At 61.5% G+C, this 26,983-nt stretch carries 25 protein-coding genes, 2 tRNA genes and 1 pseudogene; 4 read left to right on the top strand and 24 right to left on the bottom strand.

Annotated elements, in window-relative coordinates; translation table 11 throughout:
• Positions 1 to 113 precede the first annotated feature (113 nt).
• The 8 genes from ACX9NZ_RS00405 to ACX9NZ_RS00370 form a co-directional block, all read right to left on the bottom strand.
• Positions 114 to 494 (bottom strand): DUF956 family protein, encoded by a 381-nt coding sequence (locus ACX9NZ_RS00405; RefSeq protein WP_118652826.1) that lies wholly within the window; start codon positions 492 to 494, stop codon positions 114 to 116.
• A 116-nt stretch (positions 495 to 610) separates the two neighbouring features.
• Positions 611 to 1,531: a PTS system mannose/fructose/sorbose family transporter subunit IID gene (locus tag ACX9NZ_RS00400; RefSeq protein WP_118652824.1), complete on the bottom strand. Its 921-nt coding sequence runs from the start codon at positions 1,529 to 1,531 to the stop codon at positions 611 to 613.
• 19 nt (positions 1,532 to 1,550) lie between these two features.
• Positions 1,551 to 2,366 carry a PTS mannose/fructose/sorbose transporter subunit IIC gene (locus tag ACX9NZ_RS00395; RefSeq protein WP_118652822.1) on the bottom strand — a complete coding sequence of 272 codons (816 nt, stop codon included), beginning with the start codon at positions 2,364 to 2,366 and terminating at the stop codon, positions 1,551 to 1,553.
• Between the two features lie 10 nt (positions 2,367 to 2,376).
• Positions 2,377 to 3,369, bottom strand: coding sequence for a PTS sugar transporter subunit IIB (locus ACX9NZ_RS00390; protein WP_294123910.1), 993 nt, complete (start codon positions 3,367 to 3,369; stop codon positions 2,377 to 2,379).
• A 466-nt stretch (positions 3,370 to 3,835) separates the two neighbouring features.
• A complete protein-coding gene (locus ACX9NZ_RS00385) occupies positions 3,836 to 5,761 on the bottom strand; it encodes an ABC transporter ATP-binding protein (protein ID WP_330006595.1) in 1,926 nt (641 codons plus the stop codon).
• Between the two features lies 1 nt (position 5,762).
• Positions 5,763 to 7,607 (bottom strand): ABC transporter ATP-binding protein, encoded by a 1,845-nt coding sequence (locus ACX9NZ_RS00380; RefSeq protein WP_233546039.1) that lies wholly within the window; start codon positions 7,605 to 7,607, stop codon positions 5,763 to 5,765.
• A gap of 283 nt (positions 7,608 to 7,890) precedes the next feature.
• Positions 7,891 to 8,244, bottom strand: a complete 354-nt coding sequence (locus ACX9NZ_RS00375; protein WP_304291354.1) for a CDP-alcohol phosphatidyltransferase — start codon at positions 8,242 to 8,244, stop codon at positions 7,891 to 7,893.
• 153 nt (positions 8,245 to 8,397) lie between these two features.
• Complete coding sequence (locus tag ACX9NZ_RS00370) at positions 8,398 to 9,456, bottom strand: YeiH family protein (RefSeq protein WP_006721975.1); 1,059 nt, start codon at positions 9,454 to 9,456, stop codon at positions 8,398 to 8,400.
• Positions 9,457 to 9,674: 218 nt separating this feature from the next.
• Here ACX9NZ_RS00370 and ACX9NZ_RS00365 point away from each other — a divergent pair, with 218 nt between their 5' ends.
• Positions 9,675 to 10,691, top strand: a complete 1,017-nt coding sequence (locus ACX9NZ_RS00365) for a LysR family transcriptional regulator (RefSeq protein ID WP_294123099.1) — start codon at positions 9,675 to 9,677, stop codon at positions 10,689 to 10,691.
• Positions 10,692 to 10,823: 132 nt separating this feature from the next.
• On the opposite strand, the gene glmS is transcribed toward ACX9NZ_RS00365, so the two are convergent.
• The gene (glmS, locus tag ACX9NZ_RS00360) at positions 10,824 to 12,689 is read right to left on the bottom strand and encodes a glutamine--fructose-6-phosphate transaminase (isomerizing) (protein WP_407496044.1); all 1,866 of its coding nucleotides are present in this window, start codon (positions 12,687 to 12,689) and stop codon (positions 10,824 to 10,826) included.
• A 219-nt stretch (positions 12,690 to 12,908) separates the two neighbouring features.
• Between glmS and ACX9NZ_RS00355 the strand changes: the two genes are divergently transcribed.
• Complete coding sequence (locus tag ACX9NZ_RS00355; protein WP_118652806.1) at positions 12,909 to 13,988, top strand: LacI family DNA-binding transcriptional regulator; 1,080 nt, start codon at positions 12,909 to 12,911, stop codon at positions 13,986 to 13,988.
• On the opposite strand, the gene ACX9NZ_RS00350 is transcribed toward ACX9NZ_RS00355, so the two are convergent.
• The 3 genes and pseudogenes from ACX9NZ_RS00350 to ACX9NZ_RS00340 form a co-directional block, all read right to left on the bottom strand.
• Positions 13,972 to 14,361: a class II aldolase/adducin family protein gene (locus ACX9NZ_RS00350; RefSeq protein ID WP_233546037.1), complete on the bottom strand. Its 390-nt coding sequence runs from the start codon at positions 14,359 to 14,361 to the stop codon at positions 13,972 to 13,974. The genes ACX9NZ_RS00355 and ACX9NZ_RS00350 overlap by 17 nt on opposite strands.
• A gap of 358 nt (positions 14,362 to 14,719) precedes the next feature.
• Positions 14,720 to 14,821 (bottom strand): annotated as a pseudogene (locus ACX9NZ_RS00345) (hypothetical protein); the annotation flags it as partial.
• A 216-nt stretch (positions 14,822 to 15,037) separates the two neighbouring features.
• Complete coding sequence (locus ACX9NZ_RS00340) at positions 15,038 to 15,700, bottom strand: HAD family hydrolase (RefSeq protein WP_118652800.1); 663 nt, start codon at positions 15,698 to 15,700, stop codon at positions 15,038 to 15,040.
• 127 nt (positions 15,701 to 15,827) lie between these two features.
• On the opposite strand from ACX9NZ_RS00340, the gene larE reads away from it, so the two are divergent.
• Positions 15,828 to 16,694, top strand: coding sequence for an ATP-dependent sacrificial sulfur transferase LarE (larE, locus tag ACX9NZ_RS00335; RefSeq protein ID WP_294160172.1), 867 nt, complete (start codon positions 15,828 to 15,830; stop codon positions 16,692 to 16,694).
• A 47-nt stretch (positions 16,695 to 16,741) separates the two neighbouring features.
• On the opposite strand, the gene ACX9NZ_RS00330 is transcribed toward larE, so the two are convergent.
• From ACX9NZ_RS00330 to ACX9NZ_RS00275, 12 genes are all read right to left on the bottom strand, one after another.
• Complete coding sequence (locus tag ACX9NZ_RS00330) at positions 16,742 to 17,080, bottom strand: P-II family nitrogen regulator (RefSeq protein WP_294160169.1); 339 nt, start codon at positions 17,078 to 17,080, stop codon at positions 16,742 to 16,744.
• Positions 17,081 to 17,143: 63 nt separating this feature from the next.
• On the bottom strand, positions 17,144 to 18,418 hold the full coding sequence (locus ACX9NZ_RS00325) for an ammonium transporter (RefSeq protein ID WP_407496040.1): 1,275 nt from the start codon (positions 18,416 to 18,418) through the stop codon (positions 17,144 to 17,146).
• Between the two features lie 361 nt (positions 18,419 to 18,779).
• Positions 18,780 to 18,856 (bottom strand) — tRNA-Arg (locus ACX9NZ_RS00320).
• Positions 18,857 to 19,078: 222 nt separating this feature from the next.
• A tRNA-Arg gene (locus tag ACX9NZ_RS00315) sits at positions 19,079 to 19,155 on the bottom strand.
• Between the two features lie 244 nt (positions 19,156 to 19,399).
• Positions 19,400 to 19,750, bottom strand: a complete 351-nt coding sequence (locus ACX9NZ_RS00310) for a hypothetical protein (protein ID WP_118652792.1) — start codon at positions 19,748 to 19,750, stop codon at positions 19,400 to 19,402.
• A 197-nt stretch (positions 19,751 to 19,947) separates the two neighbouring features.
• Entirely contained in the window at positions 19,948 to 20,394 is a 447-nt protein-coding gene (locus tag ACX9NZ_RS00305; protein ID WP_118652790.1) for a hypothetical protein, read from the bottom strand.
• Positions 20,394 to 21,566, bottom strand: a complete 1,173-nt coding sequence (gene anmK, locus ACX9NZ_RS00300) for an anhydro-N-acetylmuramic acid kinase AnmK (RefSeq protein WP_294123118.1) — start codon at positions 21,564 to 21,566, stop codon at positions 20,394 to 20,396. Before anmK ends, ACX9NZ_RS00305 begins: the two co-directional genes overlap by 1 nt.
• A gap of 8 nt (positions 21,567 to 21,574) precedes the next feature.
• A complete protein-coding gene (locus tag ACX9NZ_RS00295) occupies positions 21,575 to 22,480 on the bottom strand; it encodes an N-acetylglucosamine kinase (RefSeq protein ID WP_294123121.1) in 906 nt (301 codons plus the stop codon).
• A gap of 2 nt (positions 22,481 to 22,482) precedes the next feature.
• On the bottom strand, positions 22,483 to 23,577 hold the full coding sequence (locus tag ACX9NZ_RS00290) for a DUF871 domain-containing protein (RefSeq protein ID WP_407496037.1): 1,095 nt from the start codon (positions 23,575 to 23,577) through the stop codon (positions 22,483 to 22,485).
• A 129-nt stretch (positions 23,578 to 23,706) separates the two neighbouring features.
• On the bottom strand, positions 23,707 to 25,020 hold the full coding sequence (locus tag ACX9NZ_RS00285) for a PTS sugar transporter subunit IIC (RefSeq protein WP_118652782.1): 1,314 nt from the start codon (positions 25,018 to 25,020) through the stop codon (positions 23,707 to 23,709).
• Between the two features lie 54 nt (positions 25,021 to 25,074).
• The gene (locus tag ACX9NZ_RS00280) at positions 25,075 to 25,377 is read right to left on the bottom strand and encodes a PTS sugar transporter subunit IIB (RefSeq protein WP_294123125.1); all 303 of its coding nucleotides are present in this window, start codon (positions 25,375 to 25,377) and stop codon (positions 25,075 to 25,077) included.
• Between the two features lie 12 nt (positions 25,378 to 25,389).
• Positions 25,390 to 26,235: a MurR/RpiR family transcriptional regulator gene (locus tag ACX9NZ_RS00275; protein ID WP_118652778.1), complete on the bottom strand. Its 846-nt coding sequence runs from the start codon at positions 26,233 to 26,235 to the stop codon at positions 25,390 to 25,392.
• 399 nt (positions 26,236 to 26,634) lie between these two features.
• Here ACX9NZ_RS00275 and ACX9NZ_RS00270 point away from each other — a divergent pair, with 399 nt between their 5' ends.
• Positions 26,635 to 26,970 carry a PTS lactose/cellobiose transporter subunit IIA gene (locus ACX9NZ_RS00270; protein ID WP_407496034.1) on the top strand — a complete coding sequence of 112 codons (336 nt, stop codon included), beginning with the start codon at positions 26,635 to 26,637 and terminating at the stop codon, positions 26,968 to 26,970.
• The last annotated feature ends 13 nt before the right edge of the window (positions 26,971 to 26,983 follow it).

The raw sequence follows: 26,983 nt of genomic DNA, 5'->3' as shown, positions 1-26,983 counted from the left end.
CATGTGTGCGGCGACCGTACCTAAAACCCGTAAAGCGTCAATCCGGGCTTACCGGAAACGATCGGGCGGGCCGGACGGCACCGGCCGAGTCGCAAAAGCGCACTCTCGATATTCTAGCGGTTTTTGCGGAACAGTGACAGCACGCCACGCTTGATCACGTCAAAGAAGCTCAAAGAACGCAGCAATTTCTCCTCCGGGACATGCTCGCGCATGGCCCGAAGCGTCGCCTTGTTGTCTCGCGTCGAGAACGAGAAGCCCGACTCGCTGCCGTGTACGAAGATAGCGAAACGCGCGATCTTCTTGCCCCCGAACATGACGGACGCCGCCACGCGATCGATCTCGTCCCAGGGAATCTGAATGTAGTCCTCGGGGTTGCGCTCGTTGTAGAACTCGAAGGCCTTGTTCCCCAGCATCACGTTTCCGTATGTGGCCATACCGTGAAACGATGTGGCGTGCTCGGTGTAATAGACGGAGCTGTTCTGCGACTGCGCCATCTTGGTCCCCTCTCCTCTTCGCGCTATTGAAAACGCGCCTGCCACCGATGGTAGACCATGGTAGCAGGCGCGAATTTAGGTGCAAGCGCGACAAACGCGCTCAGACCCCGGATGTCTTACATGATGCCGGCAAGGCGGGCGATGATGCCGACGGCGAACAGGGCAATGATGATGACGATCGGGGAGACCTTCTTCTTGAGCAGCTGGCAGCACAGGAGCGTGAGGCCCACGGCGGCAAGGCCGGGGATCAGCTGGTCGAGATTGGCCTGGAGCGTGGTCACCTTGGCGACCTCGAGGCCGGTGGGACCGAGCGCCGCGAACTGGCTCAAGGCCTGATGGATGCCCTCAGTACCCGCGGGCAGGCTCGCCCAATCGATGTAGGCGCCGGGGGACTGCTGAACCGTGGAGACGACCGGCGTGAAGGAGATGCTCACCCAGCGCTGCACGAGCGCGCCGATGATGAACATGCCCAGAATGGAGGCACCCTCGGTGATCTTGCCCATAAGGCCGCCAGAGAGGTCCTTGGTGATGGAGGTACCAACCTTGTAGCCAAACTCCTGGGTGTACCACAGGAAGGCGATACGGATGATGTTCCACGCGAAGAAGAACAGCAGCGGGCCCATGATGGAGCCGCCCAGAGCGAGGGAAGCGCCAAGGGCACCGAGGATCGGGCGAAGGGTGAACCAGAAGACGGGGTCGCCAACACCGGCCAGCGGGCCCATCATGCCGACCTTAACGCCCTGGATGGCGGCGTCCTCGACCTGCGCACCGTTGGCGCGGTCCTCCTCAAGGGCGAGGGTGACGCCGATAACGGGAGCGGACACGTACGGATGCGTGTTGTAGAACTCCATGTGACGCTTGAGCGCCGCGATCTGGTCCTCCTTGTTGGAGTAGAGCTTCTTGATCGCGGGGATCATAGCGAAGCACCAGCCGCCGTTCTGCATGCGCTCGTAGTTCCACGAGCCCTGCAGGAACTGATGACGCATGCACACCGACATGCGGTCGGACTTGGAAAGCTGAACCTTGTTCTCTGCCATGATGTACGTCCTCCCTTCCTTACTCGTAATCGTTCAGGATGTCGCCGAGCGGGTCGCCGGTGCCGGCAGAACCGCCGCTGTTCTTGGCCAGGTCCTTGAGGCCGAGGTACAGCAGGGCGAGGGACACGCCGATAACGCCAAGGGCGATGAGCGTGAGCTCGGAAATGGCGGCGAAGACGAAGCCGAGCGCGAAGAACGGCCAGACCTCCTTGGTCGCCATCATGTTGATGACCATGGCGTAACCGACAGCGGCGACCATGCCACCGCCGACGGCCATGCCGCCGGACAGCCATTCGGGCATCATGTTGAGCGCGTCGGTCACAATCTCGGGCGAGACGAAGCACAGGGCCACAGCCGGGATGGCGATGCGGGCACCCTGCATGAGGATGGCCAGGATCTGCCACATCTCAATGCCCTTGAAGTTGCCCTTCTCGGCGGCGGCATCCATGGCGTGAACCAGGGGGATGGCGAGTGTGCGGCAGATCATCGTCAGGAACAGGCCAGCCACGGACAGCGGCACGGCGAGAGCGATAGAGGTGGTGATGGCCGTCTGGGAGTCGGCCGTGCCACCGTCGAGCGCGAGCACCATGATGATGGCGGACGCAACGGAGGCCAGGGCCGCATCGGGCGCGACGGCGGCGCCGACGTTCGCCCAACCGAGGGCGATCATCTGCAGGGAGCCGCCGAGCATGACGCCCTCCTGCAGGTGGCCGGTCACAAGACCGATGAGCGTGCAGGCCACGAGCGGCTGGTGGAACTGGAACTCGTCCAGAATACCCTCCATACCGGCCAGCAGCGCGATGATGGCGATCAAAACGATCGAAAGTGCTGACATATTCCCTCCTTTACTGGGCGGCCAGCTCGGACTTGGCCTTCTTGATCATCGCGTCGAAGGACTCGGCGGAATCTGCCGGGACCTTGCGGATGTCGAAGGAGATGCCACGGGCGGCGAGCTTCTCGAGCGTCTCGACGTCGTCGTTATCCATGGCGATGGCGTTGGTCACGACGACCTTGCCCACGGAGTGGGCCATGGAACCGAGGTTGACCTCCTTGATGTCCACGCCGCCCTCAACCGCGCGGAGCAGGTCCTGCGGGGTCTCGAACAGAAGCATGGCCTTGGTGGCGCCGAAACGCGGGTCCTTGGCGACCTCGATCATCTTCTGGACCGGGACGACGTGGGCCTTAACTCCGGGAGGCGCGGCCTCCATGATCATGGACTTGCGCAGGTCATCGTGAGAGACGGCGTCGGACACGACGATGATGCGATCGGGGTTGGTCATCTTGGTCCACGTGGTTGCCACCTGACCGTGGAGCAGACGGGTATCGACACGGGCGAGCACGAACTTGATGTGGCCGTCGCCGAGGACCGTGCCCTCGGGGATGGCACCCTGATGGGCGGCCGGCGCCGCGACTGCCGCGGGCTTGGCCTCCACAGGCTCGAGAGACTCAGGCTTGACGCGAACGCCGGCGCGGGCCTCGGAAATGACGTGCTTGGCGATATCGTGGGCCGTCTTGGATGCGTCGAAGCGAGCGGTGTACACCTCGACGAGCATCGGCAGGTTCACGCCGGTCAGGATCGCCCAACTGGGATGGGCGTCGAACAGACCGCTGATCTGGTTGAAGGGCGTGCCGCCCCACAGATCGACGAGGAACAAGACGTCCTCGGGATCGTCGAAGGAAGCGACCGCCTCTTCCACCTTCTGGCGGAAGTCGTCCGGACCCATGCTCGGCATGAGGGAAACCGTGGCGACGTTGGGCTGATCGCCGAAGACCATCGAACCGGTCATCTTCAGACCCTCTGCCAAGTCACCATGGCTTGCCAAAACGATACTTACCATCACACAACCTCCTCTGTTGATACACGTTTTGAACACAACTTCTGTTATGGCATGCCGCTCGTCCGTAATATTCAACCCTTTGTCGAACAGGGAAAATAATGCATATTCGCAGGTCGAGGGGTTGTTATATAGATTCAGTTTTTCGCCCCACTATTTCAGCACGGTAAGTCCGCAGGTACGCGCCATATACGTGGCATGTCGCGGCTTGCACTCGATGCGGCGACTCGCATTTAAACGCCCCCAATCGGGCTTTTTTCATTCCGTTGAACGGCGGCAAGCAGGCCGTAAGCGGATTGGGTCACGGCGCACGGCCCGCCCAGGCTCGCCACAAGTCGAGGACGGAGCGGTGCGCATCCGCTCGGATGGCCGCGCCCCGGAGCGGAACGGGGCGGCCAGCCCAGGCGGGCGCCAGGCCGGCGCGGCGCGGTACGGCGACCGACCGGGCGGCCGTGCGCCCTCACGATCTTTAAGCGAACTGGCTGCGATACAGGTCGGCATACGGCCCGTCCTCGGCGAGTAGCTCCTCATGCGTACCCTGCTCGATGATGGTGCCGGCGCGCATGTGCAGGATGAGATCGGCGTCGACGATCGTGCTCAGGCGATGTGCGATGACGAAGCTCGTCCGCCCATGCATGAGCGTCTCCATGGCTCGGACGATGTCGCGCTCGGTGCGCGTGTCCACGCTCGAGGTCGCCTCGTCCAAGATCAAGATTTTGGGGTCGCACAGAATGACGCGCGCAATGGTGAGCAGCTGGCGCTGGCCCTGGCTGATGTTCTCAGCGTCGTTCTCAACATGCGTATCGTAGCCTTGGGGCATCGTGCGGACAAAGTGGTCCATGCGCGCCATCTCGGCGGCGGCGATGATCTCCTCGCGCGTGGCTTCCGGGCGCCCATAGGCGATATTTTCGGCGATGGTGCCGTCGAACAGCCATGCATCCTGCAGCACCATGCCGAAGTTCCGGCGCAGGTCCGCGCGCGTCATGGCATGGGTGTCCACACCATCAAGCGCGATCTCGCCAGCGCCGATCTCGTAGAAGCGCATGAGCAGGTTGATGAGCGTCGTCTTGCCGGCACCCGTCGCGCCCACGATGGCGATCTTCTGGCCGGGCTTCACATGGAACGTCACATCGCGCATGAGCGGCTTTTCCGGGTCGTAGCCAAAGCGCACGTGCTCAAAGTCCACGCGCCCCTCGACTTCCGCCGGCAGGCTCGCGGCCACATCGGGGGCGGGGTCGGACTCGACCTCCTCCTCATCGAGGATGTCGAACACGCGCTCGACGCTCGCCAGGGCGTTCTGCAGCGTGTTGATGGTGAACGAGAGCTGCGTGAGCGGCTCGGACACCTGATAGATGTAGTGAAAGAACGCCTGGAACACGCCGATGGTGATCTGACCGCCCACGAGCATGCCCCCCGCGACGATGGCGATGAGCACCTGCGCCAGGCGGATGATGAAACGGATCAGCGGGCTGATGGCGTTGGTCGCGAAGTCGGCCCTGCGGCTGGCGCGGGCGAGCTTATCCGACAACTCGCTCACCTCGGCGGCGCTCAGCTCCTCGCGGTTGAAGCTCTTGATGATGAGGCGGCCCGAGTAGGCCTCCTCGACCGTCGCGGTGAGCTTGCCCACGTAGCGCTGGCGCTCCGCAGCGAGCCGCAGCGTCTGCTTTGAGACGTACTGGGTCACCACCGTCGAGAACAGGGCGAACACCAGGAAGATGCCGGTGAGCAGGAGGCTGTAGCGGAACATCATGAACAGCGCGCCGACGATGGTGCCCACGGCGCTCATGAGCTTGAGCAGGCCGGTTTGCAGCACCTCGGACATCTTGTCCAGGTCGTTGGTGGCACGGCTCACGACCTCGCCGGGCTTGTGGCCGTCGTAGAACTTGAGCGGAAGGCGGTTGAGCTTCTCGGCGATGCTTGTGCGCAGAGAGAGGTTGAGCTTCTCGGCGAAGCCCGCCATGACGAAGCACTGAACCGAGTACAGCGCACAGGCACCCGTCCAGATGGCGAAGTAGATGGCGAGTTCACGGCCGCCCGTGTCCCAGCCGACGGTGAACGTGCGGCCCTCGGCGAAGGCGGCCTGAATGCTCGTCCACAGGACGTCGATCACGTGCGCGCTGTACGCGGGGGCGGCGACATGGAAGCCCGTGTAGACGATAATGGCGGCAACCACCACGCCGAAGCGCCAGCGCTCTCCGCGGGCGGCGCCCCAGAGGCGGCGCACGGTGCCCCAGGCGTCCTTCGGCACCTCGAGCCCCTCCTCCGGCGTGCCGGAATTATCGGCCATCGCCTGGGCGTCCTCTATGGCACCCTGCTTGCGCTCGCGCTCGATGCGAGAGTTCTCGGAGAACAGCTCGTCACCGCCATCGTTGCGCTTCTTCTTATTCCACGCCATGCTACTCACCCCCCTTCATCTGGCTGTTGGCGATCTCGCGATACACCTCGCAGCTCTCCATGAGCTCCTCGTGCGCGCCCTTGCCCTCGATGCGACCGTCTTTGAGCACGATGATCTGGTCGGCATGCAGGATCGTGTTGATGCGCTGGGCGATGATGAGCACCGCCGCGCCGCGCGTCTCGGGCTTGAGGGCGCGGCGCAGGGCGGCATCGGTCTTGAAGTCGAGCGCCGAGAAGCTGTCGTCGAAGATGTAAAGGTCCGCGTGCTTCATGAGGGCGCGTGCGATGGCAAGGCGCTGGCGCTGACCGCCCGAGAAGTTGGTGCCGCCTTGGGCAACGGGTGCCTCGAGCTTCTCGGCAAGCCCCCAAACGAAGTCGGACTGGGCCACATCGAGAGCGTGGCGCATCTCGGTTTCGCTTGCGCTCTCATTGCCGTAGCGCAGGTTGCTCGCGACCGTGCCGCTAAACAGCCACGCCTTCTGCGGCACGTAGGCGATCCGGTCGCGCAGGTCGCGCTGCGTGAGGTCGCGCACGTCCGTGCCGGCGAAGCGCACAGAGCCCTCCGTTACATCGTGCAGACGCAGGAGCATCTTGGCGATGGTCGACTTGCCCGAGCCCGTCGATCCGATGATGGCCGTTGTTTGGCCGCGACGGCACGCGAAGTCGATGTCGTGGAGCGTGTCCTCATCGGCATCGGCAAAGCGGAACGAGGCGTGGTCAAACTGGGCGACGACGTCGCACGCGCCAGTCGCAGGCGAAGCGGACCGCAGGCCCTCTCCGGGGCACCCGCCGTTCGCGCCCACCTTCGTCGGCAGACCCGAAGCAACGCCCGCGGTGCCCTCTCCTGTCCCTGATATGATCTCGCCGTCAGCTGCGGCAACCCCGTCGACGATGCTCGGCTGCTTGTAGATGACGTCGGAGCAGCGCTGCAGGCACACGATCGCGCGCGGGACCATCAGTGCCACGAACTGGGCCATCATGATGTAGAACATGATGAGCATGGCGTACTCGACCACCGCCGAGATGCTGCCGATCTCCATGGCGTGTGCGCCCACGCGGTTGCCGCCGAGCCACATGAGCAGCACCTCGGCGATGTTCATGAGGCAGAAGCTAAAGCAGTCGACGCCGGCGAAGATCCAGTTGACCTTGATCGCCGCGTTCGCGTAGTCGCTGAACACGCGGCCCATGCGGCCCTCTTCGTGGCGTTCCTTGCCGAAGGCGCGGATGACGCGCACGCCGATGATGTTCTCGCGCAGCACAACGTTCATGCGGTCGATGAAGCCCTGCATCTTCTCGAAGATCGGCGCGGCGCGGCGCACGGCGATAACGGCGAAGACCATGACCACGGTCACCACGGCGAGCATCATGGCGCCCATCTGGGCGTCGATCTTGAATGCCAGGACCGTGCCCATGACGCAGATGATGGGAACCGGCAGCATCGCCTGCGTGGCGAGCATGACCGTCTGCTGGATGACATTGACGTCGTTGAGGGTGCGCGTGATCATCGAGCCCGTGCCGAACTCCTCGAAGTCACTACCCGAAAACGCGAGCGAAGCCTCATACACGGCGTTACGGATGTCGCGGCCCACGTATGAGGCGAGACGGGCACATAGGTAGTTGCCGAGCAGGGCGCCGCCGCTCGCGCAGCAGCACGCCAGCAGCATCTTCAGGCCCTGTCCCAAGATGAAATCGGTGCCCCCGCTCGCGACACCTTGGTTGATCATCCCGGCGAGCATCGTGGGCACGTACAGCGTGCCCGCAACGTCCAACAACAGGGCCGCGAGCGTGGCGGCGACGAGCAATTTGTACGGCCGTACGGTATTCAGCAGCAGCTTCACAACCATCATCCCCCACGCGTCAAACCCCGATGACCGTCAATCGCCCCGCAAGCGATGAACGACTCGCCACCTCGAACGATCCCCGCATCGCTCCGCTCGAACGATCATCAACAATACATGTGCGCTGTATTAGACACCAATCCTATCTTAACGTCACAAGCTTCTCAATCGCACGCCCCCAGCATCACTCTTGGCAACCCACTTCCTCAAAGGAAAAGCCCCGCTCCCCCATGGGGGAGCGGGGCCGGCGCCCGCACAAGGCGGAAATCGGCTTGTGGTCGCCACGTGGAAGTTATTCCTCCACAGTAGCGGCTTCCGCAGCAACAGGCTCCACGCCATCCGGCGTAACCCAGCCCTCCTGAATCGACTCGTAGAACGTCGCGCTATCGGTCAAGTCGTGCACGCTCTTGCCATCGAGCCACGGAAGTTCGGCCAGCTCCGGCAGAGTAGTCACCAACTCTGAGCAATCCACAAAGCGGCCCTTGTCGTTCAGGCGCTCGCAATCCTGGACGCGCCAGTACCCGTCGGTGTGGGTCACATAGTACTCATGTCCATCGACGTCCATGAATACACGCGTCTTAGAGCGCAGGTAGGACAAAAGCCCCTCGAAATCCAAGGAGATCTCCTGATCAGCCTTCATTCCCATAGTTGGCTCCTATCTGTCGGGCGCCCGGACCCGACGCCGGGCGCTTGCATAACCGATACTTCCATCTTTCCCACCTTACGCACGTTTTACGAGCAAAACTTGGTGGACGGCTCTTTTGTTCGAGCAACGGTATGCATACGAATGGCACCCGACCTACCAAATGCCAAGCAAGTGCTGCATGCCCACACTCACCAGCGTGATGCCAATCCAGCAGCATAGACCCATGAAGATAGGCTTGCCGCCCGTCTTAACCAGCTTGACCACATCGGTGTTGAAGCCAATCGCCGCCATGGCCATGACAATGAAGAATTTGGAGAGGGTCTTGATGGGAGCGGTCACGGTAACCGGCAGGGCGAATACAGTGGTGATGACGCTCGCCAAAACGAAGAAGAGGATAAAGAACGGGAAGATCTTCTTGATGTCGAACGTGCCCGCTGCCGCGCCGTCGCCCTTGCCCATTTCGGTGGCGCGCTTTGCTTGTCGGACCTGCCAAAAGGCCAGGAACAGCGTAATGGGAATAATCGCGAGCGTACGGGTGAGCTTGACGATCGTGGCATGGTCGAGCGCGTTGGAGCCGGGATGCATGCCGTCCCACGCCGCCGCCGCGGCGGTCACCGACGACGTGTCGTTCACGGCGGTGCCGGCGAACAGGCCAAAGCCCTCGTTGCTCATGCCGAGCACGCCGCCAAGCGTGGGAAACACCAGCGCGGCGATAATGTTGAACAGGAAGATAACACTGATTGCCTGGGCGATCTCCTCGTCGTCCGCATCGATGACCGGAGCTGTGGCGGCGATAGCGGAACCGCCGCAGATCGACGAGCCCACGCCCACGAGCGTCGAGATCTTGCGCGGGATGTTCATGACGCGGCACAGGACAAAGGAGATCACGAGCGAGGTCGTGATGGTGGAGACAATGATGGGCAGCGAGCTGGCGCCCACCTTGGCGATCTGCCCCAAATTGAGTCCGAATCCAAGCAAGATGACCGCATACTGGAGAATCTTCTTAGAGGTGTACTTGATGCCCGGGGCGGCGGCTTCCGCGACACCCGAGCGCTTACGCAGCACGTGTCCCATCACCATGCCGATGAGAATGGCGAAGACGGGACCACCGATGACCTCGAATCGCCTCCCCAGCAACCAGGCCGGCACCGAGATCACCAACGTCAGCGCCACCCCGCGCCACAGGTCCTTGAAATCCTTGAAGAGCTCCACGCATCCACCTTTCCGAACCTCAATGTAGCAACGTGCTCCTCTTGAGGCTTCTCGCATTGAGGCTTGTATTCACCGCTATGCCCACTTGAACGAGCTACGAAGCGGCACCCGTGTTGTCGAAACTATGGTAGGACCTTTATCTATAATTATTTAAATGAATTAGTTATGGTTTCATTAGATATCTTTATTACGTAAGAACGAGCAGACGGGAAACAAGCATGCTTGATTACCGCACCCATACCTTCTTGGAGGTCTATCGGCAGCGCAGCTTCACGCAAGCCGCCGCCTCCCTCATGATCACGCAGCCCGCCGCCTCCCAGCACATCAAACAGCTCGAATCGCACTATAGATGCCCGCTATTCACCAAAACGGGCCGTGGCATCGAACCCACGCTCGCCGCAGACGTACTGTATCGGAGACTTCTTGCCATGGAAAACGACGAGGAGAGATTGATCACCGAGGTAGGGAGCCTCGCAGCGGAGCCCACAAGGGCCCACACCGTGCCACTCAAGTTCGGCTGCACGCGGACCATCGCCGACTTCACGGCACCGAAGCTCATGGCAGTCCATCTCACTCGGCACCCCAACAGCTCTATCACCATGCGTGCCGGCAACACGCGCGACCTAGTGGGGGCGCTCGATCGGGGCGACATCGACTTCGCGCTCGTGGAGGGCTCATTCGACCGCGAGCGCTTTGACTACGAGATCCTCTCGCGCGAGCCGTATATCACCATCGCCGGAAGGGCCGGCGCAAAAGGGATCGTCACTCCCGGGGCAGGAGGAGGCGTCGCGCACGGGGCGGGAACTAAAACCGAGGTCGACAACCCTGCAGATGCCGAGCGGGGCGCCTCCCCCACAGAGTTTCGAACCCACGTTGCCCGGCCCAGCTCCATTCGCGACCTTCTTGGCGAGCGCCTCATCCTGCGCGAGGCGGGATCGGGCACGCGCGAGATTCTCGAAAAGCACCTGGCGGCGCGCGATCTCGCCGTGACGGACTTCGCGGGAGTCGTCGAGCTCGAGAGCATCCCGACCATCAAGGCATGCGTGAGAAGCGGCGCGGGAATAACGTTCATGTATCGCGCGGCAGCAGCAGAGGAGCTCGCCCGAGGGGAGTTCGTGGATATTACACCTGTCGACTTCTTTATCGAACACGACTTTTGCCTCATCTGGCAACGGGGCAGCCAATACGCACCACGGTATCGCGCCCTCTGCAAAGCATGGCGCAGCCTACCGTGAGCCCTCATGCCGTGGGCGACCAAAAACCGACGCGCGACAGGTTGCGACAAGTACGACAGGCTGTGACGACATCTACTTTGAGCCAAGCCTCGTCTCTTGCCGCCCCGCTCTTTTTCTCGAATTCCGAAGGAGCTACTCCACCGTCACGCTCTTGGCAAGGTTACGGGGCTGGTCGACATCGCATCCGCGCAGGATGGCGACCTCGCGCGCCAAAAGCTGCAGCGGCACCGTCGCCGTGATCGGGCTCAGCGCATCACGCACGGCAGGCACGTAGATAACATGGTCCGCGACCTTGCGAATGTCCTCGTCCCCCACCGTCGCCACGGCGATGATGCGCGCGCCACGTGCCTCGCACTCCTTGAGGTTGCTTACGGTTTTGTCGTACGTGGGGCTCTTGGTGGCAACAGCGATGACCGGGAAACCGGGGTCGATCAGCGCGATGGGCCCGTGCTTCATCTCGCCCGCCGCGTACGCCTCCGCATGCAGGTAGCTGATCTCCTTGAGCTTGAGGGCGCCCTCGTTTGAGATCGCGGCGCCCATGCCGCGGCCCACAAAGAGCGCAGAGTGTGCGTCCTTGCACGCCAAGGCGGCCTCGTGGACGGCCTCCTTCTGCGTGTCGAGTATCCACTGGATCTGCTCGGCGGTGTCGCCCAGCTCGTGGAACAACATGCGCACCTGGGCAGTCGTGAGCTTTCCTTTGACCTGGCCGAGCAGCAGTGCGAGCAGCGTCAAGCTCACCACTTGGCCGATAAAGCTCTTGGTGGAGGCCACCGCGATTTCCTTGTTCGCCTTGGTGTAGATCACGCCGTCGCTCTCGCGGGCCACCGGGCTGCCCACTACGTTGGTGATGCCGAAGACCTTCGCGCCCTTGATGCGCGCGTCGCGAATCGCCGCCAAGGTGTCCGCCGTCTCTCCCGACTGAGACACGGCAACCACCAGCGTCGAAGGCGTGATGATGGGGTTGCGGTACCTAAATTCGCTCGCCGCCTCAACCTCGCAGGGAATGCGCGCCCAGCCCTCGATAAGGTTCTTCGCGATGAGGCCGGCATGATAGCTCGTGCCGCACGCGATCACGTACACGCGATCGATCACGTCGAGCTGCTCGTACGTCAGGCCGAGCTCGTCGATGTCGAGCTCCCCCGTGGGGGCAAGGCGGCCCACCAGCGTGTCGCGCACCACGCGCGGCTGCTCGTAGATCTCCTTCATCATGAAGTCGGGATACCCGCCCTTTTCGGCCATATCGATATCCCAGTCGATATGCGTGACCTCAGGCTCAATGACGTGTCCGCGCTCATCGGTGAACTCGACGCCTTCCGGCGTGAGGCAGGCGAACTGCCCGTCCTCGAGGACCACGACGTCGCGCGTCGCGTCGATAAGGGCGATGACGTCGGAGGCAACATAGCTGCCGCGCTCGCCGCGACCGATGACTATCGGGCTGTCCTTGCGGGCAACCGCGATGACCCCGGGCTCGTCCGCACACACGGCGGCCAGGCCGTAGGCTCCCACCACGCGCGTGCACGCCTCGCGAACCGCCGCGACAAGCGGGCGCGGCTCGGATAGATGGTGCGGATAGGCCTCCTCGATCAAATGCGCAAAGACCTCGGTATCGGTTTCACTCCTAAAGTGATGGCCCTTCGCCGTGAGCTCTTCGCGCAACTCGGCAAAATTCTCGATGATGCCATTGTGGACCACCGCGATTTTGCCATCGCAGCTCACGTGTGGATGAGCGTTTTCCACCGAGGGGCGCCCATGCGTCGCCCAACGTGTGTGACCGATTCCGCAGGTCGCAGCCGCATGACGGGCGACCAGCTCGTCTTCGAGGCCTGCCACCTTGCCCACGCAGCGAACCACATCAATCGTGCGCGACGACTCCCCCGTAGAGCCAAGCTCGAGCGCGACGCCAGCCGAGTCGTAGCCCCGGTACTCAAGGCGCTTGAGGCCCGTGACCAGCACGTCGACGGCGGCCTCGGCTCCGGTATATCCAACAATTCCGCACATGGAAAACCCTTTCGGTCGATTGACGGCAGCCCAAGAGTTTACGGACGAATTGTTACAAGTTGGTAACAATGGTATTTGTTTTTTGGGACCATTTGAGATGACGCGCGCCCCCGATTGAGAAACTCAAATTAGCGCCTGTTCCCGAATTAAGGTTTTGAAGCGATACAATGGATAGGTTTTCCGCATAACCGCGTTCGGCAAGGCGCTTTTGGAGGCCCCATGGCTCGCCATACCACCGTCACCATCAACGACGTCGCCAACGAGGCGGGTGTCGCGCTGGGCACTGTATCGAACGCCTTCAACCATCCGGAGAAGGTGCGCCCCGAAACGCTTAAGCGCATCAACGAGGTCGCGGCAAAACTGGGATACGCGCCCAACCAGAGTGCCCGCATGCTCGCCGGTGGCAAAAATCAGTCGTTCGGCCTCGTGCTGCCCAGCCTTGAGCACGGCATCTCACTGCAAATCGCCAACGGTGCCAACGCCGAGGCCCAAAAGCACGGATACGGCCTGCTCATCGCCAACGCGGACAACGACGATATTCTCTCCGCCCGCTACCTGTCCTACTTTATGGGCACCCAAATGGCAGGCATCCTCGTGCAGCCCATGAGCGTCTACGGCTGGAAGCCCTCCATGGCGACGCCCTCGGTCCCCACCGTCTACCTCGACTTCCACAGTGACGAGCCGGGGTATTTTGTTGGCGCCGACAACCGTGCACAGGGGCGCCTTGTGGCCCAACACGCCATCGAAGCCGGCGCCCATCACGTTGCGGTCTTTGGTAAAGACGAATTTGAAAAGCTCGGCATGCGCATAGCGGGCATCAAAGACCTCATGCACGAGACGACGGGCGTAACGTTCGAGTTCATTGACGAGGGCTCTTGGAACCTGGCACGCGATGGATATTCAATCGGGCGCCGCCTTGCCAAGCGCCCCGCGTCGGAACGGCCCGACTTTGCGATTGCGCTCTCCGACGTGCTCGCCACCGGAGCCATCGCGGGCATCCAGTCCGCCGGGCTCAGCGTGCCCGACAACATCAAGGTTGTGGGTAGTGACGGTAACCCGCTCGCCTGGAGCGGCAACGTTCCGCTCACCACCATCGCTCCCCCCGGGTACGAAATTGGTCGCAAGGGCGTGCAGTACCTCATCGCGCAGATTGAAGACAACCGCAGGGCGGGCAACGCCATGCCCACCGAGAATCATCAGGCTCTGGTGCGGCCATTCCTGCTCGCACGCGCAAGCTCCGGAGAGCACAACGCCACCGACTTCGCCGATCCGGACCTGGATATCAGTGGGTACCTGTAGTCGGGTTAGGCAGGAGCCCGCATGGGCTCCTCCGGCGACGGCGCGAGGGGCGATCATCTTGGGCCATCGCCCGCACGAACGCAACATCCTGACCGGAGAGCGCGGCAAGCGTGGTCCCGCAGACGTCATTCTCAAAATCATCTTCCGCCGCACGGATCGCACCCTGCATGAAGAAATCGCGGCAGGTATCACGAAGATCCTGGTCGGAAATGCGGTTGAGGAAGTCGTCCGAACCGCCGTTAGCCGCACGGGCCGCGAGGTAGATCTCCGCCGCCTTCTCGATGGTGTGCGCGAGGCCAAAGGTCGTGTCGAAATCCGGACCGGCCGCGAACAGGCCGTGGTGCGCCCACACAATCGCTTCGTAGCTCTTCATGAGCGCGCAGGACGCCTCGGCAATCTCGGACTTGCCGGGCACCATCCGAGAACTTCATGCGCATGTTGGTGTCGCCAAAGGTGAAGATCGGGCCATCCACGTTCTCGCCCTCGGCGACCACGAACTTGAAGTAGCCGTCACCATCCTGCGTGATGCCGAGGAAGGTGATGGTGCCGCGGCCCGGATAGAACTGGGGCAGGTAGGCCTCGAACGGTTCTGCTTCGCGGCACAGGTCGCACAGCTCGTCAAAGCCGACCTTGTGGTCGAGCATCGCTTTGTGTGCGGTCTTCCCCTCAACGTAGTCCACGCCGTTAATCTCACGACGGACCGACTGATTCATCCACAAACCCATGATGTTCTTGAGATACCTAAAGCGGAACTCAAAGCCGCCCTCATTGGTGAAATTCTGCTCATAGCTTTCCGCAGTGGTGATGGGCTCGGGATTCTCAACGCCCAGCAAACTCCACGTACCTGAAGAAAGAAATACGCAAATGCGAGGTTAAAATCTGTTACGCCAAGTAGAGCTTGTTTTTGACAACACAACTACCTGCGGTTTTGTCAAAAGGGGAACTCTGTCTACTCGCGCGTCGTCAATTTAACCCCGCATTTGCGTATTTACCGAGCGCGCCATTAGGGACAACCCCCAATGGCGCGCGCATTACCCCGTCGGTGCAATTTATCCGTTCACGGCGGCAATCGCGGCGGGCAACTCATGCAGGCTGCCGAGGATCGCCGTGCACATGGCCTCAATCTCGCTGGTGGGCGGCACCATGTCGGGAATCATGAAGACCCGCGCGCCGGCGGCGTGACCAGAGCGGACACCGTTATGCGAGTCCTCTACCACCGCGCAGTTGGCCGGCTCGACGCCCATACGTTCCGCCGCCAACAGGAAGATGTCGGGTGCCGGCTTGCCGTTCTCAATCTCGTCGCCCGTGGTCATCGTGGCGAACATGTCGAGCAGCCCAAAGCGCTCAAGACGCGGAATGGCCTTCGCGCGGTAGGTTGAAGTTGCCAAAGCGAGCGGATATCCGGCGGTGCTCAGCTCCTCGAGCGCCTCGCGGGCGCCGGGCATCAACGTGAGGTCCGTCTCGCAAATGCGATCAAAATGCACGTGATGCAGGCGGAAGCACTCCTCGGCGAGAGCCTCATCTCCATGCAGGTGATTCGCCACCAGGGCATGCACCGATGGCGCGGTGCGGCCAATGAACGACTGGGTGAGCGCATCGGGGAGCTCGAATCCCAAGTCGTGGGCGGCGAGCTTCCACGCCGCCTGACTCACCCGCTCGGAATCGACGAGCGTGCCGTCCATGTCAAAAAGAATCGCTTGAATGGGCTGCATGGCTCTCCTCTTAACGTCAGTCTCGCACGGCGCCGAGAACATGTCGATATGATGCGAATTGAGATGCGAAGCCATCAACCTCGCCCTCGGCAAGCATTGTAACGGCTCGTTGGGTAAGATACCTTCCATGAGCACAAGAATCGACATACCAATATCGATTTGCAGCGACGAGAAGATGCAACGGCTTATCGAGCTGCTTCGGTCGTACGAAAGCGTCGCCATCGGATTTTCGGGCGGGGTGGACAGCACCTTCCTCGCCGCGGTCTGCGTGCGTGCGCTGCCCCCGAGCCATGTGCATCTCATTCACCTCGATACACCCCTGGTGGGAACGCCCGAGCGCGCATCGTTCGAACGAGAGCGGGAGCGGTTTGAGCGCCTAGGGGCCCATGTGGTCAGCATCGCGGTCGATCCGCTTTCGGATCCCACCGTGGCGAAGAACCCCGCAGATCGCTGCTATCACTGCAAGCGCTTGGGATTCCAACGCATCATGGATGCCGCGCATGAGCTTGGAGCGCACGTGGTCCTGGAGGGCAGCAATGCCGACGACGCCGGAGACTACCGCCCCGGCACGCGCGCCGTGCGAGAACTTGGCGCGAAATCCCCCCTCATGGAAACAGGTTGGAGCAAGGCAGAGGAGCGCGAGGTGCTGCGCGCCTGGGGGCACGAGGTGTGGAACCTCCCGGCAGGAGCCTGTCTGGCAACGCGTGTCCCCTGTGGTGAAGTCCTCACCGCGGAGAAGCTTCATGTTGTTCAAGCCTGCGAGGACTACCTGCATAGCCTGGGGTTTGAGCAGGTCCGCGTGCGCTTGGACGCCGGCACGGCGCGGGTGAGTCTCGGCGAGGATGAGCTCAAGGCGACGCTGCTCCAAAATGCGCAGACAGGAGAGCACGCGCTGCCACAACGCATCATTGACGAACTTGGACGACGGGGCGCCCAAAGGGTCGACCCCATCGTCCGAGCATACATTCACGGCGAAGGTAACGGCAAAGCATAACGACCTGCAGCGGAGCGCAACGCTCCTACCCGCAACGCCCAGAGCCGCTACAGCGCGGCGGGCCCGTGTTCGCCGGTGCGGATGCGAATGACGTCCTCCACAGGGGTCACGAAGATCTTTCCATCCCCGACCTCCCCCGTTCGGGCCGCATCGCAAACGACCTGCACCAGATCATTTACTTGCTCGTCGTCCACGACGATTTCGAACTCGACCTTGGGGATGGTGTTGAGAAGGACCTCGGTACCACGCACGTACTCCTTCCAGCCGTGCTGGTTGCCGCAGCCCTGTACCTGAGAGATGGTCATGCCGCGAATGCCCTTATCGAACAGCGCCTGCTTGAGAACCTCAAGCTTCTCCTGACGAACAACAGCGGTCAGTTTCTTCATGGCTACTCCTATCATTTCATCTATACGCGCTGGTTGGCGAGTCAAACGGACTCGCGGGTAGGCCTAGTCCAAACCCGTGAAGGCGGGGTAGGCGCTCTCGCCGTGCTCGGAGATATCCAGGCCCAAGGCCTCCTCGGACTCCTCAACACGCAGGCTGCCGCCGCAAAGAGCCTTCACTGCAAACACGATGGCAAGATCGAGAACGAGGACGATGGCGACCGTGACCACAATGCCCAGGACCTGCGCGACGAGCAGCGTGGGATCGCCGGTGTAGAGCAGACCACCAAAGGACGTCCATGACAGCTCGGGCACGCAGAACAGGCCGGTGAGGATGCCGCCAACGATACCGCCGATGCCGTGGCAACCGAACGCGTCAAGCGCGTCGTCGTAACCGAAGCGAGCCTTGAGGTGCGAGATGGCGAAGTAGCACACGGGCGGGACCGCGGCGCCAATGATCAGCGCAGCCCAGGGCTCGACGAAGCCCGCGCTCGGCGTGATGGCAACCAAGCCTGCCACCAGGCCCGTGCTGGCGCCCACCAGCGTGGGCCTTCCCGTTGCAAGTCGCTCTACAATCAGCCACGACACCAGGCCCGACGCACTTGCGGTGACGGTGTTGAGCAACGCGAGGGCGGCAACGCCGTCGGCGGCAAACTGCGAACCGGCGTTGAAGCCAAACCAACCGAACCACAGCAGACCAGCACCGAGGGCAACAAAAGGCACGTTGTGCGGACGGTAACTCATGACACCGAAACCGCGACGGCCGCCCAGTGCGATGCAAAGCACCAGACCGGTGAGGCCGGAGGAAATGTGGACCACGTCACCACCGGCGAAGTCGAGCGCGCCGATCTGCTCGCCAATCAACGAGCCTTCGCCGCCCCACACCATGTGTGCGAGCGGGGCGTACACAACCAGCACCCATATGCCCAGGAACAGCACGATCGCCCTGAACTTCATGCGGCCGGCAACGGAACCGGTGATAATCGCCGAGGTGATCATGGCAAAGGCCATCTGAAAGGCGATGTTGACGATGGCGGGATAGGTGGCATCGACCGGTGGGTTCACGGCCTGCTCGAGAACCTGCTGGACAACGGGCAAGCAAAGCAGCTGGTCAAAACCGCCGAAAAACGAGATGGATCCGTCTCCGCCATACGCGAAAGACCAGCCGGCGAGGATCCAGAGCACACCGACGACACCAATGACCACAAAGGTCATGAGCATGGTGTTGGCGACGTTCTTACGGCGGGCAAGACCCCCGTAGAAAAATGCGAGACCTGGGGTCATAAGGAAGATGAGCATGGTGCAGATGAGCATGAAGGCCGTTGAACCGGTGTCGAACATGGTATCCCCTAACAATCCGGTTTTGCGTACATAACCTGGTGGACCGGTCGCGCCGGACCACATTGGCCCACGGCGCAATTGCAACTTGGCCATCATGCCACCCGGAACGCTCAGGACTGGCGCGAGACCCACTCGTTAACGTATAGATGCAAAGGGGAAACAGCCCTGTCAGCATTCTGAAACAGGCGTGCAACTCCCGAAACTAGGCTGAAAAGGGCATGTAATGTGGATAAAAGATCAACCTTATTACTAAAGCCGAAGCGATATGCGGTCCGAGGTAAATGGGCACCCAAGACGCTCGCAACGCAAACGTTGTATAAAAAACCCGGGCCGCTTAGACGACCCGGGTCCTCATTTCGACTGGTGCGGCGTACAGGATTCGAACCTGTGACGTTCTGATTCGTAGTCAGACCCTCTATCCAGCTGAGGTAACGCCGCAACGCACGGAATATATTGCCACGCGCCCATGGCGGAGTCAAGCACTAAACCTAAAATCTTTTCGACGGAGGCAACCCCAGCGGCGACTTCGGTTGCAACGATAGGACGGCGGTGTTGGGCCACGGCCTCAAGCCATCACGACCCCACCCTCTCATCCTTTTCACAGCGATGCCACATTAAAAAAACCCGAGCCGCTTAGACGACCCGGGTTCTCATTTCGACTGGTGCGGCGTACAGGATTCGAACCTGTGACGTTCTGATTCGTAGTCAGACCCTCTATCCAGCTGAGGTAACGCCGCAACGCAAAGTATATAGTGCCACCAATCATGCACCCCGTCAAGGATTCTTCGCCACTTTTTCAGATTCCTGAAACTAGCAGCTATTCCTCGAGCTTGCAAAAGACGCCGATGCCCAAATAGGGAGCGACATCAAAATGCCCCGCTTCCCATCTTCAAAAACAAGACGTAGGCGATAGCCATCCAAAGGCTCCACCTCGACCACGTCAACAAGCTCAGGCATATCCATTCCCCCTTTCCTCTCCCCTCAGCGCGCAATCGCGGCCTCGAGAACGGTGTACGGGACCGCCAAACGGCGCAGGAGGGCACGCAGGCGCAGGAAGCAGTCGTAGCCCGTGTACTCCAGCCGGAGAATCGCCGGCAACTGGTAAGGCTCATCCACATGGAAGTACTCCATAAGCGCGTCGAGTTCCGCGGGTTCCACCACCGCCTCGATGCGATGCGGCGTCTCCTCAAAGCACCACTCGGTAAGCGGGCCATCGCTTTCCTGCATCACCTCCAACGCGCCCTCGGGCGTCATTGCGCACTCGATACGCAGTACCTCCTCATCCTGGTCGCTCTCAAACAGCATCGCTCCGCAATCAAACAGATCGAGCATCGCCACTCCCCTTTCAACTCGACCGCTCTCCTCGTCATCTAGTTTACCCAATAACGGAACATTTGTTCGTGGAACTTCTGTTCGTATTCGATGGAGAGCGCCGAGGTTTGTCCGGACGCCGTGCTACTCCCCCAAACAAAAACGGCCGCCCGAAGGCGACCGTCGTTCAACACGTGAAATGTGTTGGGGCTGCCCGTCTACACCATGATGCCCCGGAAGAACAGCAACCAGCACAGGAGCGTGAGCGACGCGAGGGCGACCGCGAACGTAATGAAAAACCCCTGGCAGAGCCCGCGCTTTGAGTCGAGGAAGAACCGGGAGAACGCGAGCGCGCTTGCCGTCAAGACCGGCGCGGCGCAGGTCGTCGAAAGCCCGATCCCAACACCCGCCTTTGACGCGAAAAATGGGATGACGATTGTTCCCAGCAAGACTGCCCCACCCAAAAGGAACGCACTCTTGAATGTAAACGGGACGGAACCCGTTGCCGTCACCTCGTTCGCCAGATCCTCGGGCATGACACCTACGAGCTTGGCTGACTTCTGGACGCTCTGCTTTGCCTCGGTGCGCAGTCTCTCGGCATCTTTGCGCGACGGGTCCGCCGCAGTCCCACGGGCGGCGATCTGCGCCTTGGTCTTTCTACTCATTACCTGCTCCTCGGGGGATTGATAACACTACCCAGCACAACCGACTCACACGCGCCGGTGGCGGAGGGAACATTTGAGGGGCGCCCGCTCAGCGTCTGGTTGCCCAGCACGGCGAAGGCGACCGCTTCTTTCGCGTCGGAAGAATAGCCCAACTCGTCTTGCGTGCACACATGTGTATTCGGCATGCGGGCCGCGATACGCGTCACGAGCGTGGCGTTGTGCGCGCCACCACCGCCCACAATCAGTTCGTCGAGCTCCCCGTCGAGCCTCGGGGCAACGAAACGCTCGCAAGCATCCGCCACACTCGCCGCGGTGAACTCGGTGAGCGTGGCGACTGCATCCTCGGGGTCCATCTGGGGGTGCGCCGCAAGGAACTCCTCAACGAACTGCATACCAAACATCTCGCGACCGGTCGACTTGGGCGGCTCCATGCCAAAGAACCCATGCTTGAGCAACTCGGCAAGCACGCCCTCATCCACGCGTCCGCGCGCCGCGACGCGCCCGCCCTCGTCATACTCGACGCCGAACAGACGACGGCATGCCTCATCAACCGCCATGTTGCCCGGGCCGGTGTCGAAGGCGAACACGTCGCCCGCACGGCTCCCGCGCGGCAGCACGGTGACGTTCCCGATGCCGCCGATGTTCAGCAGCACGCGGTTGTGTTCGGTCGAACCGTACAGCACGATCTCAGAGAACGGCACGAGGGGCGCGCCTTGGCCGCCGGCAGCCACATCCATGGCGCGGAAGTCATACACCACGCGGATGTTATGGTCGAAGGCGATCGCGGCGGCATCGCCCAGCTGCAACGTTCCGGCATGAAAGCGGCTGCCATCCGCGTAATCGCGCGATGCACCCGGCTCGTGCCAAATCGTCTGACCATGGCTGGCAACGAACGCGACATCACCGGGCGCAACCCCGGCCTTTTCGCACACCGCGGCGACCGCACGTGAGAACAGGTGGCCCAACTCGGCATGGAGCGAGCACAGCAGACGCGAATCCCCGCCCCCGGGCGCCACCGCCTCCAAAATCCGAGCCTTCGTGGCATCGGGCATGGGATAGGTGATGAACTCGCGCAACTCTACACGCGTGGACTCGTCCACGCCGTCGATATCCACAAGGACACAGTCCACGCCATCCAAGCTGGTGCCGGACATCAATCCAATCGCTAGCATGGCGCCTCCTACTCCCCAAGTCGCTGGCGCAGGAGCAGGCAGGGACCCGCCGCAGGCCCGAACGCCGGCTCGACAAGCTCAAAGCCCTCGGGCAGCGCACGGCGCAATGGCGAGAACAGCAGCTCGCCCGCTCCCTCGAACACGCCGCCCACATACCCCACGGGAGCGTACTCGCCGTGCTCAAACAGCCCCTCGACGGCGGCGGAGGCGATTTGCGCCAACTCGGAAGCCGCGCGCTCGTACACGTTCAATGCAAAGGGATCCCCCGCCAGAGCGGCGTCACGCATCACGCTCGTGAGCGATGCCACCTTCGCGCGCTCGCCCCCCAGCTCATCACGGACGTACAGGATCAAGTCGGAGGGCTCGGAAAGCCCCAGCCGCTCCATCACGACATCGAACAGCGGGCCTCGCTCATCGCGTCCATCGGCTTGGCGGCTGAACAGACGCAGCAGCTCGCGGCCGATCCACCAGCCGCTCCCCTCGTCACCGATCTGATAGCCCCAGCCTCCGGCGCGCTGCTCCCGCTCGCCGCGGACGGCGTAGGCGATTGAGCCCGTCCCGCAAATGACCGCGACGCCATCGCGCACAGCGAGGCTCGAGGCCCAAGCAGCGCGCACGTCGTTCACCAGCTCGAATGGGCGCTCACCGGCGACCGCGCGCACGACCTCCTCGATCGAGGCGCGGATGCGGGGGTCCTGACCGTAGCCCGCTAGGCCAAAGCCAATGCCCACCTCGTCACCAGCTGCCGCCGCGAGTGCCTCCACGCCCTCGGCGAGCACCGCGTGCATGCCGTCGTAGCCCACCTGACCGGCGTGGCACGTGGGCAGGCGCAGCTGCTGCAGCATGTTCATGTCGTTGTCGTACAGCTCGAACAGAGTCTTGGTACCCCCGCCGTCCACGCCGATCCACTGCATGCCTAGCACGCCTCCCTAAAGCGGAACTTCTGCCACGGGCGAATCGTATCGAGCAGGAAGTGCTCGATGTCGAGCACGTGGCCCACCACGGAGCTCTTGCCGCTGTTCTCCATATCGGAAAGGGCGATCTGCAGCTCACCGGCATAGTGGCCGTACTCGCTGCTCTCAATCACCACGTCGCCGCGACGGATTGTGGCAGGGGCGTTGAGGACCTTGAACTCGTGGCCCTTGTACTTGACGCGACTCTGCGTGGAGCGCAGAAAGTTGACCGAGACATCGCCGCGGTTGAAGTGTAGCTCGTCGAGCACGATGGAGCGCTCGACCTCGGGCAGACCCTCGATGAGTTCAACGTCAAAGCACACGAGGTTGCGCGGCAGGTCCTTCAAAATAGCGAGCTCCTCATCGCTCGGATAGCAGTTCGAGATGATCACGTCGTCGATGGTGCCCATGGAGATGAAGTGCTCCACCTGAAGGTGCAGCGGCAGGTGACGGTGCATCTCAAGCGTGGGCAGACCGTCGGTCACGGGCCAGTTGGCAAACGTACCGCTCGCCTGGGACGTTACGAACGCGGCCGTCTGCAAGCCATGGCGGCGGAAGTTCTCGGTGCACTTGGTAAAGTGCTCGAGCGTGAGGCCGGAGTAGTTGTGTGGATAGAAGTTGTGACACCCCACCAGGTGATTCGTGTCGGGACAATAATCCATGATGGTGTCCACGTAGTGGGTGTCGTTGCTCATGTTAATCTCGACGAGCAACCCTTGCGGGTTGAACGTCATGAGCGATTCCTCGCTGCCACTAAAGCCCATATCCAGGCGAATGCCGTCCGCGCCGATCTCCTTGAAGAACGATAGGTCCTTATACGACACGCCAAGCTCGTCGAACACGCGCGGATTGCAGTCGAGCATGACCTCAAAACCCAGCTCGTGTGCGCGATTGTTCATCTCGATGTAATCGCGCTTGAGCGTCTCGCGGTCATCTTCGACCGAAAGCAAACAGCTAAAGATCCGCGAGAAACCCGCCTTGGCCGCGCGCTCCATATAGGCGAACGTTTCTTCCCTGGTGGCCTTTTCCGGATAGATGGAGATACCCAAGCGCTTCATGAGGTTCCTTTCGTCTATGCGGGCGAGCCGCACGGCGCGCCTACGAGGTTCAAAACAATAACGGGTCCCGAGCTACCTTGTGCCCGGGACCCGTGCGATGGCTACACAGCGGTCACGTTATCGCTCGCGCTACGCGACGTCGGCGGCGGGCTGCTCCTCGAGCGAACCCTCCTCCTTGAGCTGCTGCTTGTCGTACATCTTGACAAACGGCAGATAGCAGAGGACGGAAATGATGATCAGGACAATGCACAGCACCGAGGCACGCCAGTCGCCTCCGGTGGCCAGGTAGGCACCGATAGGCCCGGGCAGGGTCCACGGGGCGGTCACGATCACCTGGTTCACGAGACCCATGGAGGTCACGACCCAAGCGATGACGGCGCAGACCATGGGCGTCACGATGAACGGGATCGCGAGGGTGAGATTCAGCACGATGGGCGTACCGAAGATCAGGGGCTCGTTGATGTTGAAGATCGCCGGAACGACGGCCAGACGGCCAAGATCCTTGAGGTACTTGGAGCGGCAGACGGTCACGAGCAGCAGCGCGAGGCCGATGGTGCAACCCGAGCCGCCAATCCAAATGAACCACTGATAAAAGGGCTCGGCGGAGATGGCGGGCAGGGCGGTACCGGCAGCACCAGCGGCGACGGCGTTGGCGTTCTGCTCAAGCAGGGTCAGCCACAGCGGACGGGCAATGGAGCCCACAATTGACACGCCGTGGATGCCGAAGAACCAGAAGAAACAGGTAAGGAAGACGATGAGCAGGACACCCGGAAGGGTGTCGGTGGCGCTCACGAGCGGAGCGATCAGCGTGGAGACCGCGGTGTGCCAGTTGAAGCCCACGAAGTACGTGAGCGAGCCGATGATCAAGATCACGATGAGCGTGGGCGTAAGGGCCTCGAAGGAGCGAGCAACCGACGGGGGAACCTGCTCGGGCATGGTGATCTTGAACTTGGAGTTGTTCGTGAAACGGAACACGTTAATCGCGATGAAGGTCACGATCATGCCCACGAACAGGCCGCCGCCACCCAGGTTGGCCATGGGCAGCACAAAGCCGGCAACGCCAGCCTCGGCCTCAGCGGCAACGTTGACCGGGGTGAAGGTCAGCAGGAACGCCATGACGGACAGGATACCGCCCGAAACGCCGTCCAGGTTGTAAGAACGGGCGAGGCTGTTACCCATGCCAAAGACCGCGTAGAGCGCCATGATGTACATGGTCATGCGGTAGGGCAGCAGAATCGTGGCCGCGTTGCCGGACAGGAACTTGTAGATCTCCCAGTCCTGGGGCAGCGGCGGCATGGCAACGATCAAGAAGAACGAGCCAACGATGATGAGCGGCAGCGCGGAAACAACGCCGTCGCGCACAGCAAGCAGATAGCGGTTTCCACCGAGCTTGCTCATGATAGGCCCGAGAGACCTATCGAGGAACGCTTGGAACTTGTCCATGTGTTCGCATCCTTTCTTACTCAAGGGCACTCGACTGCCGAGCGCACGTGGGCCTTAGCCCAAAATCTCATCGACCTGCTTGAAGATGTTCTCGCAGCGAGCCATCGCGTAATCCTGGGGCTGCATGGCGGCAACCGGGATGGACACCTTGGCGGCGATGCCGCCCTTCTGATAGGCGATCTGCGGGCCGAGCAGGATGACGTCGTACTCGGGCGCCTTGTCCTGGCACACGCCCATGGCGCAGGCATCGACCTTGAGGCCAAAGCCCTTCTCCTCCGCGTACTTCTGCATCTTGGTCATCAAGATGGTGGTGGACATGCCACCGGAACAGACGAGCAGGATCTTGTAGTCCTTCATGGTAACCACCTTTCACTGGTGCTTTCGGATCTGGTTTTTCTCCAATACCTCCGAAAAGCGCTCATAGTTGCGATTGACGAATGATTTGAACAGGATATCGATGACTCCCAGCTGGCCGATGCGCGATGCCATGGCGGCGGAGCGCATGAGCGGTTCGGTCGATCCGACAAAGAGGATCTGGTCGGCGCTGCGCGTGAGCTCGGACTCAAAGCCAGCGCCGGTGATGGCGATCACCTTGCCACCTCGCTCGTGAGCCAAGCGCGCACACGTGTTAACCTCATCGGTCGAACCCGAATAGCTAATCGCAATCGAGAGGTCATCCGGACCGCTATTCGAGGCATACAGCAACTGCCCATGCCAGTCGTCAATCAGGTTGCAGTTCACCCCAATCCTCAAGAGTTTGTAGTGCAGGTCGCGAGCTGAGAGCAGCGATGCCCCCATCCCGAACAGGTTGATGGTGCGCGCGGCTTCCATAAGGTCAACGCATGTGTCGTACACCTCGGGATCGTTGAGTTTGCCCACCAAGCGCAACGAGTCGACGTTGCCCCTCGTGACCTTCTCGATGGTCTGCCGCGTCGTGTCGGTGGGCGCCAGATCGTCAATCTTGGACAACTCGTTCTCACGTAGAAGCGCTAGATCGTATATGAGAAAACGTTGGAACTCCTTATATCCCTTGAGGCCCAGCTTTTTACACATACGGGTGATGGTCGACGGGGAGGCGAACGTGTATGCCGCCAGCTCGTGGATGCTCAGCCCAGAGATCTCTCCGGGTGCCTCGAGAATCCTCCCGATCAAGTCGCGCTCAGCCGGGCTTGCGCTGTCCTTATGCTGCTTTAAACGTACCAGCAGGCTTGCCATGGGGCGTACCTCCAACCTGTAAGGCCATTGTAGATAGTGAAAATTATTTGTCAGCTATAAGCATGGTACAAGAAATTTAATTTCAATTTCTGACACGAATGGGCCGTAAACGGTTGAAAATCGCCGGCTGTGGAGGACTCGCGTGACATGTTTTACCCTCAACGGCAAAAGCCGCCCGCTAGCGTGCAATCGGAAAAGTCGGTGAACGATTTTGCCTATACCACCGTTTACGTGCGGTTTCGTTATGGTAGATGCCATGACGAAACATGTGAGCGCCGGATGGGGCCACAGCGTTTGACTCGCCTTCGACCGTCCTTGTCGGAGTTTTGCGCATGGTCTATCTTCAACACGAACCCGCATGAGGGATAGTAATGCACACCCCAAAGAAAGGCCCCTCACATGAACGAGCCGACCGAGACCTCCCCCGAGATGATCGCCTTTGGCCTGATCGCGCAGGCGGGCGATGCACGCAGCAAGGCCTACGAGGCGCTCGCGCTCGCCAAGCAGGGCGACTTCGCCGGCGCGAAGGAGCTCATCGAGCAGGCGGAGGCGTCGGTGCTCGAGGCGCATCACATCCAGACCTCCCTGCTCACCAAAGAGGCGAGCGGCAACCACACTGAGGTCAACGTGATGCTTGTGCATGCGCAAGACCATCTCATGACCGCCATCCTCGCCAAGGAGCCCATCGCCGAGATGATCGAGATGTATCAGGCCATGGGCAACCTCAACCAGTAAAGGACGCTCAAAA

It is taken from the genome of Collinsella sp. BM28 (genome assembly GCF_054551995.1).
Note: the sequence above shows the minus strand (reverse complement) of the source record. Positions and strands in the feature narration are given on the sequence as shown.